Here is a 12949-nt window from a genome sequence, read left to right on the forward strand (position 1 = left end):
ATATATAATTTTTGAAATTATATATATCTACCAGCTGCTTTTAATTGCAATAAATTATTGACTGTTTAATTTTACTTAATTCAATAATTTTTATACTTTTTGAAAAGTTTAGAATTAAATTTATAGTATATTCGGAAGGACCTCTCCTTTCATTTGACAAATTAATAGATTTTTTATACATTGAATATTGTTCTTTACTAGTTATTATAGTATAGATAACGATATTAAATTAAATTTTATTATTATAAATGAATGTTAAATTTTTGGTCTCAATTAGTTTTCTTAGATTTAAAATTGCATATCTCATTCTACCTAATGCCGTATTAATTCCGACATTTGTTTCTTCTGCAATTTCTTTGAAGCTTAAACCTTTATAAAAGCGTAATTCTAAAACTTCTTTTTGATCTTCAGACAGCTCATTTATAAGTCTTTTAAGATCCAGGTTAATTTGCTCATTTATTATTAAATCCTCTATGGATAGTTCGGATACTTTTACAAAATCAAATATATTATAATCCTCATTCTGCCCACTGGATTCATTAATTATTTTCGTTTTATTCGAAACCCTAAAATGATCGATAATTAAATTATGTGAAATTCTCAAAACCCATGGTAGAAACTTCCCTTCTTCGTTATATTTTTTCTCCTTAAGAGTTAATATAACTTTTATAAAAACATCTTGAAATAGATCTTCAGCTAACTCCGGGTTATTAACCTTTCGATTGATATAATTATATATCTTTAACTTATGCCTATCCAACAATGTTTTAAGAGCATTTTCATTTCCATTAATATAAGAATGAACTAATTCACAGTCAGTTCTTTTTATCATTACTTATGATATTTGTTAGTTAATAGAGTAAAATTTTATTCTATATATCTAATAATTTCAATTTTCTAACAAGACAACTTCTTAGGGAACAAATGTATATATAAAATTTTAAAAAAACCTAAAAAATGTTAATGAAATTATAATATTTTATTCATGCAACATAAAATTGATTTATTTTTTTCTTATTTATACTTCAAAATTCTACTATTACTATCAAAACTTAAATACCATGAAATAAAATCAAAACTTTTTCATTAAGCAATATAATTTTTAAAATATAGAACAAATTTATATATTGCAACTTGAAATCTAAATATTAATATGAATAAGATAAAATACCAATTAGAATTTGCTATGAAATGTTCCACTACTCTTTTGTTTGAATATATTGGAACTTCTTCAGGTATGAGTGAGTGGTTAGCAGATGACGTAATTGAAAGAGGAGATAAATTTACTTTTGTTTGGGGTGATCAAGAAGAATCAGCCAACTTAATACGATATAAAGAAGAATCTTTTGTGCGTTTCAGATGGGAAGAAGATGAAGGAACGAAATATTTTTGGGAACTTGCCATACATGTTGATGATGTAACCAGTGACGTTGCTCTTGTAATTACTGATTTTGCCGAAGAAAGCGACTTAGAACACTCAAAATTATATTGGGAAAATTTAATTGAAGACCTAAAAAAGATTATAGGTTCTTAAATAATATAATTACTCCCCGTATTAGGGCCAATAAAAAAAACCACTAACACAAAAAATACTAATGATTTAGTATGAAAATTATTTTCAATCAAAAATGTATTGAAGAAAATCAATTAGTAATTAATTACACTGAAAACAATTATTTTTCCGGGGATTTTGTAAATGGTTTCTGTTGGCTATTTCAAAATAAACTCCTCTATTGGGAATATGTATATTTCCAATTGATGGCATCCATGAGAAAAATGAGGATAGATATACCTCTAGCTTTTACTCCGGAATTATTTGAAGATCAAATTAAAATACTCTCTGAGAAATTAAACACCACAGAAGGTAGAGTAAAAATAACAATCTATAGAAATATCCAAAATCATCCCCCTTCATTTATAATACAAATTTTACCCCATAAAAATTTCTTTGTAACTACTGAAAATGAAGTTGATGTTTATAAAGAAATTCTTATATATCCCAATTTATTGTCAGATTTATTAATTTATCAGCCTCTTAATAGCATAGCAGAACAATATGCAAGAGAAAATGAGTTACAGGACGTTATTTTACTGAATAGTGAAAAAAGAATAGCTAGATCTGTATTAGGTAATATATTTTTAATTCAAGATAATATGATAGTTTCCCCTCCCACTACGGAAGGTGCCATCCAATCTGTTTTAAAGAAAAATTACATCCTTTTTCTACGAGAAAAAACAAATTACATCTTTAAAGAAGCACCAATATCTCCTTTCGAAGCTCAATCTGCAGATGAATTTTTTATACTTAGTGATGAAAATGGATTACTGCCCGTTACCCGGTTGAGAAAAAAAGTTTTTAAAAAAGATCAAACTCGTTTATTGACAAAAAAATTTATCGGTTATTCTTTAGAATAGTTGGTAACTCAAAACATCTGTTTTTGTTTTAAATAAAAAAAGGTCGCATAAGCGACCTCAAACTAAAACCACAAAAAAATGAGAAAGCGATTACATTTAAGTAATCATGTCTTGAAAGATCATTAAAAATCTTTTTAAAGATATCTCTTACTTTCTTGATGCAAAAATAATCTAATTATGGTTCTATAAAGGGTTTTATCAATAAAATTATTTTATAGTGTAAATAGTACGTTTTTTATTACCCCTCAATTTTAGATAGATAAACACGCTAAAGTGTAAAATAAAATTTAAGCTTGTACTATAAAAATGGTGGGTTCTTTGTGAAAATTTGGTTTTTTAGCTTTCCAATCTTTGCAATATAAAGTTTTAATAGATTCGTTGGGAAGAGTAACATTCGTGGCAATACATAAAGAAGTTTTTGGATTTAAGTATTTAATCAAGTCATCAAATAACGCTTGATTTCGATACGGAGTTTCCATAAATATTTGCGCTGATCCTTGATTTCTGCTCACCTTTTCAAGATTTACTATTGTCTTTTTCCTTTCATTAGAATCTATGGGAAGATAACCGTTAAAAGCAAAATTTTGACCATTTAAGCCACTGGCTATTAACGCCAATATAATGGAAGAAGGACCTGTAATAGGAACTACTCGAATATCGTGTCTGTGACACCAAGAAACTAAAATATTACCCGGATCTGCTATGCAAGGTAATCCCGCTTCTGAAATTAATCCAACATCCTCCCCGTTTTTCAAAGGCTGTGAAAGATATTCCAATTCCTCTTCCGTGGTTCTTTTATCCAATATTGAAATACTTAATTCGCTTTGAGTTATATCCGGACATAAAAATTTAATAAATTTTCTGGCCGATTTTTGATTTTCAGCAACAAAAAATTTTAACGTATGTAATAATTCGATTTCTCTCGGAGAAAATATATCTTTGGGTGAAGTTTCACCTAAATAGGCAGGAAGTAAATATAATACAGCCATAATTATTTTTTACTAAACTTTTTTCTTCTTACAAATATAAAAGAACCTCCTACGATACTGACTAAAACGATAGGAACCCCTAAATTTAACCATTGCCAATACGATTTTTCCTGAACAATTAGAGGCTTATTCAACATTCTCATTTGTACCGTCCTGTTTCTTAAAAGCATTAAACCGTGATCATCTAATAAATAGTCCAGGGCGTTTATTAAAAATTCTTCGTTTCCATAAGTAATACCTGTTGAATAATCAAAACCTAAAGGCAAAGGTTGACCTTTTATCACCTGATTTCTTGCTATGTCACCATCGGATATAACGATCATCTTATTATTGTTTGACCGGTCCACAAAATTTTTAATTCCACTAGACTCTATCCTATCCTTGTATGCAGAGGTAAATTTCCCTTCAAGCAAAACTCCCAATATTTTAGGCCCTTTATTATATTCGTTCCAATTTACGTTGTCTCTTTCAAATAACTTTGCTTCCTCAAGTGATATATAGGAGGGTACTCCTTGAAGCGCGGTATAGGAAGAACTTTGATAGAGAATTGTTTTTTTAACTCCGGGAGTATCTAAAGTATCAATGGAAGTAGGAAACTGAAAGGATACCGGATTAATATTTTTGGTTATCGGATGATTATTCAAGGAAAATCCCATAGGAAAATATACCCAAGGTACTCTTGCATTTTGTACATTTCCTTGTATTTCTCCAACCTGTAAATTTATATAAGTAGGATTTTTTATATCCTTAACAATTCCGGAATTTATCCTTACTCCGTAAGAAAATAATAAATCAGTTAAATTAAGATCATACGGATAAGCCAATATTTTACTGGACTTAAGCAAAGTATCCATTTCGGCATTAACTTGATCAATTGCCCATAGTGTTTTACCTCCACTCATGATATATTGGTCAATTGTTAATTTTTCCTTATCAGTAAAAGCCTTTCTTGGTTTAGCAATCAGTATGGCGTCAAATTTCTTAAGAGTTGGTAAATCATGAAGTGACAGTGTCTGACTATCTTTAGGAAAAATAGGTCCGAAGTTATAACTTTGATGAATCCTATTAGCCAGGCTGAACATTTCCAATCGGTTCAGTTCTTTTTGATTTACTAAAATGCCTACACTTTTCAAACGTTTATTGGATAACTTATCAATAGCACTTATAAAACCGTATTCCAAATTTTCGATAGATTTAGCCATTTGCTCATCTCCTGTTATTCCTGCTTGTGAAATTATTAACGGTACTGTTTGCCCATTGCCTTTATATTTTATAGTTGAATAAGGAAATAAAATTAGTTGAGATGATGCTCCATCTTTTTCAACCCGTAAAGCCGAAGGAGCCATACCCATAGCTTCTAATGTCTCTTGTGATAATTTTTCCTTTATTGGATCTATTAATTGAAAATTAATATTGGAATTTAACCTTTTAAATTCATCCAGCAGACTGAGAGTTTCAGACTGCAGTTGTTTAAAATCTGCAGGAAAATCTCCTTCTAAATATACATCAATCTGCATCGGCTCATCAATTTTTTTTAATATTTGACGAGTACTTTCAGTTAACGTATATCGTTTATCCGAAGTTAAGTCAAACCTTTTATAAAAAAAACCACTAGCCAATATAAGCCCTGCAATAAGTAGTAATACTAAGCTAATATTTATCTTTTTTAAATATCTCATTACTTTTTGCTGTTGATTATTCGAATCGATAATAAAAGAAATCCAACTATTACAAAGATAAAATAACCTATATCTCTTGTATCAACGATCCCTTTTGTAAAACTGGTATAATGTTGAAAAAATCCTATTTTTTGCAAGGTATAATCTAAATTTCCTAGCAGATTATACGATGCCAAATTTTCAAATCCATAAAAACAAATAAAACAAAAAAAGACACCCGTTACAAACGCTAATACCTGATTTTTTACTAAGGAAGAACAAAAAATACCAATTGAAGCAAAGGTCATGGACAAAAAGAGTAATCCGATATATCCGCTAACAATGATTCCTGAATCTATATTTCCTTTCGGTAAACTTAAATAATTAATCGTATAAACATAGGTAAAAGTAGGAAGTAAAGAAAATAAGACTAGAACTAGAATCGCCCAATATTTACCTAAAACAATAGATGAAACAGACAATGGTTGAGAAAATAACCAGACCAAAGTACCGTTTTGCTCTTCTTCCGCAATGCTTTTCATTGTCAAGGCAGGTAATAGGAACATCAATACCCAGGGAGCAAGTATAAAAAAGTTATTTAATGTAGCCAATCCTACATTGAAAACATTAAAATCATTATCGAAAAACCATAAAAATAAAGAACAGATTAACAAGAAAGCAGCCGAAACAATATATGCGCCTAATGTTCCAAAATATGCCCAAAGTTCTTTTTTAAAAATTGAAAACATACGATTCTTACTTTTTCTTTTTTCTGTTAACTAATTTTACAACCAACATAATTACAAGAACTAGAACAATAAAACTGATCAATAAGCTTAGCCACATTCCCATAAAATATTGTTTGAAAATAACTATAAATATTACGGCAAATAAAATAATAGTAGCAACTTCATTCATCATACGGAGCTTAATAGAAGTTGTATTGAATTTTCCGGCCTTTATTCTCCTAATACACCTCCAACTCCAGTAATGATATAGAGCCAACGCTCCAACAAATACCAGCTTAATATGGAACCAAGGTTCTCTTAAAATGTAAAAAGTAATATCCCCGCGAGTATTAATCATCATTAATGTTCCGGTAATAAGCATTATAATTCCTGCCGGAACCGTTATGATATCCCATAAACGAGAAATCATATATATGTATTGCTTTCTAAGAATCTCACGCTCAAGCTCCGGTTTTTCATTGGTATCTATAAAATAAACAAATAAACGTATTAAGTAAAAAATCCCCGCAAAATAGCTTACCATAAAAATAATGTGAATCGCTTTTAAGGCAAAATAACTGGGAATATCAGGAATATGCATTATACAATCAATTTTGAATGCGAATTTAATAAATTTAATATTATCAATACTTTAATATATAACCCTGTGAACAGGTTATATATACACACCATATATATTTAAGCTAAAATTATAGTTCTTTGAATATTTGAATAATTGATATAACTTTTGGTAATAAAAAAATAAGTAAATATTGCTTAACCATCCTATCAATTTTACAAATAAAATTGTAATAAAATTAGCATTATACTGAATAAATGTAAAATTTTAGGCATTTTTTTTGAAAATAACTTTAAACATATGTATTTAGATAGCATACATTAGTATTAAAAAATTGTGTTATTATTTCAATTAATCAATCATTTATATAATTCTGTTTATGAAAAATGCTTTACATCCTAAGAAAAATGTTGCCGTATGGGTAGGAATCATTTCAGGAATCATTTCAGGTTTTATCAAATTCGGTTGGGAAGTTCCATTTCCTCCCCGTACTCCTGAAAGAGATATGACCAATCCACCACAACACCTCCTGGAACAACTGGGAATGTCTCATGACCTCTCTCATCTCATGTATTATTTTAATGATAATCCGCGACCGATCATGAGCTTTATTATTCATTTTTCCTTCTCAATTATCTGTGCAATAATCTATTGCTTAGTTGCAGAATATTATCCTAAAATTAAATTATGGCAGGGAACTGCCTATGGAATATTTATTTACATAATGTTCCATATTATTATAATGCCAATACTGGGAACGGTACCTGCCCCGTGGGATCAGCCTTTTGCAGAACATTTCTCTGAATTTTTCGGACATGCGTTCTGGACCTGGATAATTGAAATTACGCGTAGAGATTTACGAAACCGAATTACGAAACAACCGGATTCCGAAATCCCTCTTACTTCTCCTTTCAGATAAAAATTTTATATTTCAACATACATGTAAAAAGGAGCATATGTTTTATGCTCTTTTTTTACCTTATTTACCTAAAAAAAAATCAAAACATTTCTATACCTTTGTTTTCAAAATAAGACATAAAGAAATGAAACCCGGAATTCCTAAAGGCACCAGAGATTTTACCGCTAAAGAATTACAAAAGAGAAGATACATAATTACTAAGTTACAATCCAATTTTGAAAAATTTTGCTTTCAACCGTTGGAAACTCCTTCTTTTGAAAATTTAGATACATTAACCGGTAAATATGGAGAAGAAGGAGATCGTTTAATTTTTAAAATATTAAACAGCGGTGATTTTCTAGCTGAAGCGAAAAAAAAGAATCCGGATATGTCTCAATGGAGTTCCAAAAATATAATCGGTTCTATTTCAGAAAAAGCTTTGCGGTATGATCTTACCGTACCTTTTGCGCGTTACGTCGCTATGAATCACGGGCAACTTCCCCTACCTTTCAAACGATATCAAATTCAACCGGTGTGGAGAGCAGATCGACCTCAAAAAGGACGATATCGTGAATTTTATCAGTGCGATGCCGATATCGTTGGTTCAGCCAGTTTATGGCATGAAGTAAATCTTACTTTATTATACGATTCGGCTTTTTCGGATTTACATATCCCTATTGAAATTCATATAAACAACCGAAAGTTATTGGCAGCTATTGCTCAATATGCATCTATCGAAAATCAATTAATCGATTTTACCGTTGCTTTGGATAAATTGGACAAAATTGGTTTGGATAAAGTTTTAGAAGAAATGTCAACTAAAGGTATTGGACAAGATTCTTTACAAAAACTTATTCCGATTATTGAACTTTCAGGAACTTTTGAAGAAAAAATTTCTCAACTTAAAGATATACTCACAGATATTGAAATAGGGCAAGAAGGTATACAAGAAATGGAATTTATCTACAATCGGGTAAAAGAAATTGGTCTTACCTCTGCAGAACTGATCTTCAACCTCACCCTTGCGCGAGGTTTGGATTATTATACCGGAACTATTTATGAGGTGAAAGCTAAAAATATCTCCATGGGATCAATTGGCGGAGGTGGACGATATGACAACCTCACCGAAATATTCGGCGTTAAAAACATGCCGGGAGTAGGTATTTCTTTCGGATTAGACCGAATATATTTGGTTATGGAAGAACTTAATCTTTTCCCTGAGGCTACATTACATCAAAAACAAATTCTCTTTTTCAATTTCGGTGAGAATGAATGTCTTCAAGCATTGAAACTAATTAAAGAACTTAGAAGTAAAAACATTGCTTGTGATTTATATCCTGAAAAATCTAAACTTCAAAAACAATTTACCTACGCAGAAAAAAAGGAAATATCTTTCGTAGCCTTTTATGGAGAAGATGAAATTAATACGAATACAGTAACACTTAAAAATATAAAAACAGGCGATCAGAAAAATTTATCTATTGATGAAATTGAAGAATTTTTATCTTAACTTTAATGGATTTTATCTCAAATGATTCACGAAATTACAGTTATGTAACTAGTAATTAATCACATAAAAGCTTTTAAAATTGGCATATTTTTAGATTGGTTTTTCTTTGTTAATTAATTTAATAAAACCAAAATAATAATGAACAAGTTTTTAACCTTAGCATTTCTATTAATGCTGTCTACTTCTGCCTTTGCTCAAACCGGAAGAAAAGAAATGAATAAAGAATACGGCAGACAATATAAAGAGATAGGCAAAAATCAAAATTTATCCGGATATGAAAAAGCACAAAAAAAACGTGAACTTTCACTTAAACAAAAACAAGATAATTTAAATTACTCGAACTCTCATGATCATGCATACGATCACCACTCAGAGCTTGCCGACAAAAAGAAAAAAGAATTAGACGCTCAAATTGATCAATTAGAAGAAAGATATAAAAGAGATAAAGAAAGAATTGAAAATAACCGTCAATTAAGCAAAAATGAAATAAAAATTCAAAAAAACGAACTTGAAAGAACATATAAAGATAAAAAAAATGCATTAGTTAGAGAAAAGAAAGCAATTAAGAAATAAATTTTATTAATGAAATAAAAAATAATTTCTTTATTTAAAAAATTGCATTTAACTTTATCTTATGAAATATTTTAAATTACTATTTTTTCTTTCAATGCCTTTTTGTGTTCTACAAGCGCAAATGCAAAGTTTAGAAAAAAAAATTCATTCCATTACTAAGAATAAGAAAGCCACTGTGGGAGTGGCCGTAATTTTCGACGGAAAAGATACCTTAACAGTCAATAACGATATGGAGTATCCGGCGATGAGCGTTTTTAAATTTCATCAAGCACTTGCTTTGTTGGACTACATGAACAAAAATTTACTTTCTTTGGAATCTAATTTATATCTGAAAAAATCAGACATAAAAAAAGATACTTACAGTCCTTTAGCAAAAGAGTACCCGGAAGGTAATTTTACTATTCCTATTGGCGATTTGTTAAATTATACGGTTTCCAAAAGTGACAACAACGCCTCTGATGCTTTATATTATTATATGAACGGTACTAAAATGACAGATCTGTATTTACGTACACTAGGAAGTAAAAATTTTTCCATTCAAGCAACTGAAGAGGAAATGAGCAAAGATTTTAATAACCAATATATAAATTGGACGACTCCGTTAGAAGCTGCCCGTTTATTGGATATTTTTATAAATAAAGATATCTTTTGTAAAAACTATAAAGATTTCTTATTCCAAGCAATGACAGAATCTGAAACAGGTTCGGATAAGTTAAAAGCTCTTTTACCTAAAAAAGTTTTAATTGGACATAAATCCGGCAGTTCTTCCCGAAATTTGGAAGGTTTAAAAGCCGCCGATAACGACATCGGTTTTGTTTATTTACCCAATGGGAAACAATATTCTATTGCAGTATTTATTAAAGATTCCAAAGAAGACGACAAAACCAATGCTCGAATGATTGCCGATATTTCTCAGGTAGTATATAACTTTTATAAAAATAAATAATTTTTCATTTTGAAATGTTACATATATCAAACCGGAATGATTTTAAAAATCATTCCGGTTTTTTAAAACTAACAATAACTAGATATTACGCTATTTCCTTTCTAATTTCATCCAAAAATTCCAATTCGGAACGTGGAATTAATTTTTTAGCTATATCCAATAGATTATATATATCTGTACGCACCTCTTCTTCTAATTTTTCTTCTTTAAAAAACAACGATTTTTGTGAAATATGAATAATGGAGTAAAGCAAAGCTCCCAACTGCACATAATTTTCAAACACAAATCCCGATTCAAGATCCTCTGTTGCCCGAGAAGATTGTAAATAATGACGCGCTTTATCAAGCCAAAAATCTTTAGTATTTGTCATTCTCATTTGTTATTATATTGTCAAAATTAGCTCATTATTGAGATGGTATTTTACAAGTACTTACTTGTATAATACAATTATTGAGATGTATTTCACAAATTCGTCGCTTTTAGCCGTATTTTTAGTATTTTTGTATACATAAATAAATAGTAACACAGAATGAAATTAGATATTGCTCCTCAAAAAACACATCATGGTAGAAATATCAAACGATTGCGCGAAATGTTAGGAATAAAACAAGAGGCGATCGCTATTGATTTGGATATTACCCAACAATCCGTTTCTGAACTTGAGCAAAAAGAATTTATCGATGATTCTACACTAAAAAAAGTAGCCAAAACTCTTAATGTTCCGATTGATGCTATTAAAAACATGAATGATGAAGCTACTTTTAATTATATCAACACTTTTAATGATAAAGTAGAAAGTTCATTTTTAAATAATCCAATAAATTGTACTTTCAATCCTATTGATAAAATTGTAGAGCTCTATAACGAAAAGGAGGCTTTATATGAGCGCATGCTGAAAGAAAAAGATGAATTATTGGAAAAGTTATTGAATAAATAAAGGATTTCAATTTAGATAAAAGTTTAAAGAGGTTTTAGTGTTAAAATCTCTTTTTTTATTTTACTGATTTTATTCAAATCATTTGTTTTATTTAACTGAATTGATAAAAAATAAAAAAACACTCTCAAATATTGAAAGTGTTTTTTTAATCTAATGTTATAACTATTTTAACTGTGAATTGCTCTTTTTTCGGTAGCTTCTAAAGCAGCCTCTTTTATGGCTTCAGCATAGGTAGGATGTGCATGGCTCATTCTAGCGATATCTTCAGCAGATGCTCGATATTCTAATAAAGTCACGGCATCCGCAATTAAATCGGCGGCACGAGCGGCTATCATATGAATTCCCAATACTTCATCGGTTGCCTCATCAGCCAATATTTTTACAAATCCGTCCGTATCGCCACTGGCTCGAGCCCTTCCTAAAGCTCGAATGGGAAATTGTCCTATTTTGAAACTACGCCCCTCCTCTAATAATTGTTCTTCTGTTTTTCCAACTCCCGCAACTTCCGGCCAGGTATATACCACAGCGGGTATAAGATTATAATCTATATGAGGTTTTTGTCCTGCTAACTGTTCGGCAACTAAAACTCCTTCTTCTTCCGCCTTATGTGCCAACATAGGTCCACGAACCACATCTCCTATAGCATATATATTTGGAATATTCGTTTGCAAATGTTCATTTACTTTTATTCTTCCTTGATCATCCAATTCAATACCTGCCTTTTCCAATCCAAGATTTTCAGTATAGGGTTTTCTTCCGACAGCAACTAAACAATAATCACCCTCAAACGTGATTTCCTTGCCGTTCTTTTCCACAGCTTGAACAAATATTTTATCTCCCTTACGTTCTATCTTGGTAACTTTAGTGGATAAAGAAAATTTCATTCCTTGTTTTTTTAACACTTTCAGTAATTCCTTAGATAAACCGCCATCCATAGTAGGAATTAACCGGTCTAAAAATTCTATGACGGTCACTTCTGCTCCTAACCTTTTATATACAGATCCTAGTTCTAATCCGATAACTCCTCCCCCGATAACTAATAAATGCTTAGGTATTTCTTTAAGATTTAATGCCTCTGTCGAAGTGATCAAACGTTCTTTATCTGCGGGAGCAAACGGAAGGTTTGCAGGTTTGGAACCGGTGGCTATGATGAAATATCTAGCTTCCAGGTTTTTTATATTTCCTTTCTCATCTTTAACTTCCAATTGATTGGAAGACTTAAAAGTACCCATACCATGAAAAACCGTAATCTTATTTTTATCCATTAAATAATCGATTCCCTTACTTGTTTGTTCAACGACTTCATTTTTCCGTTGAATCATTCTGCTAAAATCAATCGTTGGCTTAGTAATTTCAATTCCGAAGTCTTTAAATTGGTGTAAAGCTTTATCATAAAGCTCGGAAGCATCTAACAAGGATTTGGAAGGAATACATCCCACATGTAAACAGGTGCCTCCTAAATGGGAATATTTTTCTACCAATGCGGTTTTAAATCCTAATTGTGCACAACGAATGGCTGAGACATACCCCCCGGGCCCCGATCCAATGATTACTATATCGAAATTACTCATGATTTATTTTTCTACTAGGTTGGAATTCAAAGATAAAAAATATACGTTCAATTTATACATCTCACCTAAACAATTTTATAAATTTAAAATTACTTAGCCTATATCTTTACATAATGTATTAAATATAGTTAAACAGTAAAAGGT

The 12949-nt window shown here is 30.4% G+C and carries 14 protein-coding genes; 7 read left to right on the forward strand and 7 right to left on the reverse strand.

All coding sequences use genetic code 11. The features are described from left to right. Window positions 1–229: 229 nt before the first annotated feature. Complete coding sequence (locus GYM73_RS07000; RefSeq protein WP_105298044.1) at window positions 230–832, reverse strand: RNA polymerase sigma factor; 603 nt, start codon at window positions 830–832, stop codon at window positions 230–232. 321 nt (window positions 833–1153) lie between these two features. On the opposite strand from GYM73_RS07000, the gene GYM73_RS07005 reads away from it, so the two are divergent. Continuing rightward, window positions 1154–1534, forward strand: coding sequence for an START-like domain-containing protein (locus GYM73_RS07005; RefSeq protein WP_105298045.1), 381 nt, complete (start codon window positions 1154–1156; stop codon window positions 1532–1534). A 71-nt stretch (window positions 1535–1605) separates the two neighbouring features. Then, a complete protein-coding gene (locus tag GYM73_RS07010; protein WP_220233408.1) occupies window positions 1606–2415 on the forward strand; it encodes an aminotransferase class IV in 810 nt (269 codons plus the stop codon). Window positions 2416–2702: 287 nt separating this feature from the next. On the opposite strand, the gene GYM73_RS07015 is transcribed toward GYM73_RS07010, so the two are convergent. Genes GYM73_RS07015 through GYM73_RS07030 form a run of 4 tightly spaced genes read right to left on the reverse strand, consistent with a single transcriptional unit; the run spans window position 2703 to window position 6391 of the window. After that, the gene (locus tag GYM73_RS07015; protein WP_220233409.1) at window positions 2703–3404 is read right to left on the reverse strand and encodes an SAM-dependent methyltransferase; all 702 of its coding nucleotides are present in this window, start codon (window positions 3402–3404) and stop codon (window positions 2703–2705) included. A 2-nt stretch (window positions 3405–3406) separates the two neighbouring features. Next, on the reverse strand, window positions 3407–5083 hold the full coding sequence (gldG, locus tag GYM73_RS07020; RefSeq protein WP_220233410.1) for a gliding motility-associated ABC transporter substrate-binding protein GldG: 1677 nt from the start codon (window positions 5081–5083) through the stop codon (window positions 3407–3409). Beyond that, the gene (locus GYM73_RS07025; protein WP_220233411.1) at window positions 5083–5811 is read right to left on the reverse strand and encodes an ABC transporter permease subunit; all 729 of its coding nucleotides are present in this window, start codon (window positions 5809–5811) and stop codon (window positions 5083–5085) included. The genes gldG and GYM73_RS07025 overlap by 1 nt, the downstream gene beginning before the upstream one ends. Window positions 5812–5818: 7 nt before the next feature. Then, complete coding sequence (locus tag GYM73_RS07030; RefSeq protein WP_105298050.1) at window positions 5819–6391, reverse strand: CopD family protein; 573 nt, start codon at window positions 6389–6391, stop codon at window positions 5819–5821. Window positions 6392–6749: 358 nt separating this feature from the next. Here GYM73_RS07030 and GYM73_RS07035 point away from each other — a divergent pair, with 358 nt between their 5' ends. The 4 genes from GYM73_RS07035 to bla all read left to right on the forward strand — a co-directional run bounded on the left by GYM73_RS07035 (window position 6750) and on the right by bla (window position 10297). Then, window positions 6750–7289, forward strand: a complete 540-nt coding sequence (locus tag GYM73_RS07035) for a DUF1440 domain-containing protein (protein ID WP_220233412.1) — start codon at window positions 6750–6752, stop codon at window positions 7287–7289. 124 nt (window positions 7290–7413) lie between these two features. Beyond that, window positions 7414–8778 (forward strand): histidine--tRNA ligase, encoded by a 1365-nt coding sequence (gene hisS / locus GYM73_RS07040; protein WP_220234371.1) that lies wholly within the window; start codon window positions 7414–7416, stop codon window positions 8776–8778. 138 nt (window positions 8779–8916) lie between these two features. Then, window positions 8917–9351, forward strand: coding sequence for a hypothetical protein (locus tag GYM73_RS07045; protein ID WP_220233413.1), 435 nt, complete (start codon window positions 8917–8919; stop codon window positions 9349–9351). Window positions 9352–9412: 61 nt separating this feature from the next. Continuing rightward, window positions 9413–10297 carry a class A beta-lactamase, subclass A2 gene (gene bla, locus GYM73_RS07050; protein WP_220233414.1) on the forward strand — a complete coding sequence of 295 codons (885 nt, stop codon included), beginning with the start codon at window positions 9413–9415 and terminating at the stop codon, window positions 10295–10297. A gap of 85 nt (window positions 10298–10382) precedes the next feature. On the opposite strand, the gene GYM73_RS07055 is transcribed toward bla, so the two are convergent. Then, window positions 10383–10667, reverse strand: coding sequence for a hypothetical protein (locus GYM73_RS07055; RefSeq protein ID WP_220233415.1), 285 nt, complete (start codon window positions 10665–10667; stop codon window positions 10383–10385). A gap of 159 nt (window positions 10668–10826) precedes the next feature. Between GYM73_RS07055 and GYM73_RS07060 the strand changes: the two genes are divergently transcribed. Then, the gene (locus GYM73_RS07060) at window positions 10827–11234 is read left to right on the forward strand and encodes a helix-turn-helix domain-containing protein (protein ID WP_105298055.1); all 408 of its coding nucleotides are present in this window, start codon (window positions 10827–10829) and stop codon (window positions 11232–11234) included. A gap of 167 nt (window positions 11235–11401) precedes the next feature. On the opposite strand, the gene lpdA is transcribed toward GYM73_RS07060, so the two are convergent. After that, window positions 11402–12805: a dihydrolipoyl dehydrogenase gene (gene lpdA, locus GYM73_RS07065; protein WP_220233416.1), complete on the reverse strand. Its 1404-nt coding sequence runs from the start codon at window positions 12803–12805 to the stop codon at window positions 11402–11404. Window positions 12806–12949: the final 144 nt, after the last annotated feature.

Source organism: Apibacter sp. ESL0432 (assembly GCF_019469225.1).
GTDB lineage: Bacteria > Bacteroidota > Bacteroidia > Flavobacteriales > Weeksellaceae > Apibacter.

Coding starts and splice junctions, on each gene's coding strand:
- GYM73_RS07000 (WP_105298044.1), bottom strand. CDS start 832: ATGATAAAAAGAACTGACTGTGAATTAGTTCATTCTTATATTAATGGA.
- GYM73_RS07005 (WP_105298045.1), top strand. CDS start 1,154: ATGAATAAGATAAAATACCAATTAGAATTTGCTATGAAATGTTCCACT.
- GYM73_RS07010 (WP_220233408.1), top strand. CDS start 1,606: ATGAAAATTATTTTCAATCAAAAATGTATTGAAGAAAATCAATTAGTA.
- GYM73_RS07015 (WP_220233409.1), bottom strand. CDS start 3,404: ATGGCTGTATTATATTTACTTCCTGCCTATTTAGGTGAAACTTCACCC.
- gldG (WP_220233410.1), bottom strand. CDS start 5,083: ATGAGATATTTAAAAAAGATAAATATTAGCTTAGTATTACTACTTATT.
- GYM73_RS07025 (WP_220233411.1), bottom strand. CDS start 5,811: ATGTTTTCAATTTTTAAAAAAGAACTTTGGGCATATTTTGGAACATTA.
- GYM73_RS07030 (WP_105298050.1), bottom strand. CDS start 6,391: ATGCATATTCCTGATATTCCCAGTTATTTTGCCTTAAAAGCGATTCAC.
- GYM73_RS07035 (WP_220233412.1), top strand. CDS start 6,750: ATGAAAAATGCTTTACATCCTAAGAAAAATGTTGCCGTATGGGTAGGA.
- hisS (WP_220234371.1), top strand. CDS start 7,414: ATGAAACCCGGAATTCCTAAAGGCACCAGAGATTTTACCGCTAAAGAA.
- GYM73_RS07045 (WP_220233413.1), top strand. CDS start 8,917: ATGAACAAGTTTTTAACCTTAGCATTTCTATTAATGCTGTCTACTTCT.
- bla (WP_220233414.1), top strand. CDS start 9,413: ATGAAATATTTTAAATTACTATTTTTTCTTTCAATGCCTTTTTGTGTT.
- GYM73_RS07055 (WP_220233415.1), bottom strand. CDS start 10,667: ATGACAAATACTAAAGATTTTTGGCTTGATAAAGCGCGTCATTATTTA.
- GYM73_RS07060 (WP_105298055.1), top strand. CDS start 10,827: ATGAAATTAGATATTGCTCCTCAAAAAACACATCATGGTAGAAATATC.
- lpdA (WP_220233416.1), bottom strand. CDS start 12,805: ATGAGTAATTTCGATATAGTAATCATTGGATCGGGGCCCGGGGGGTAT.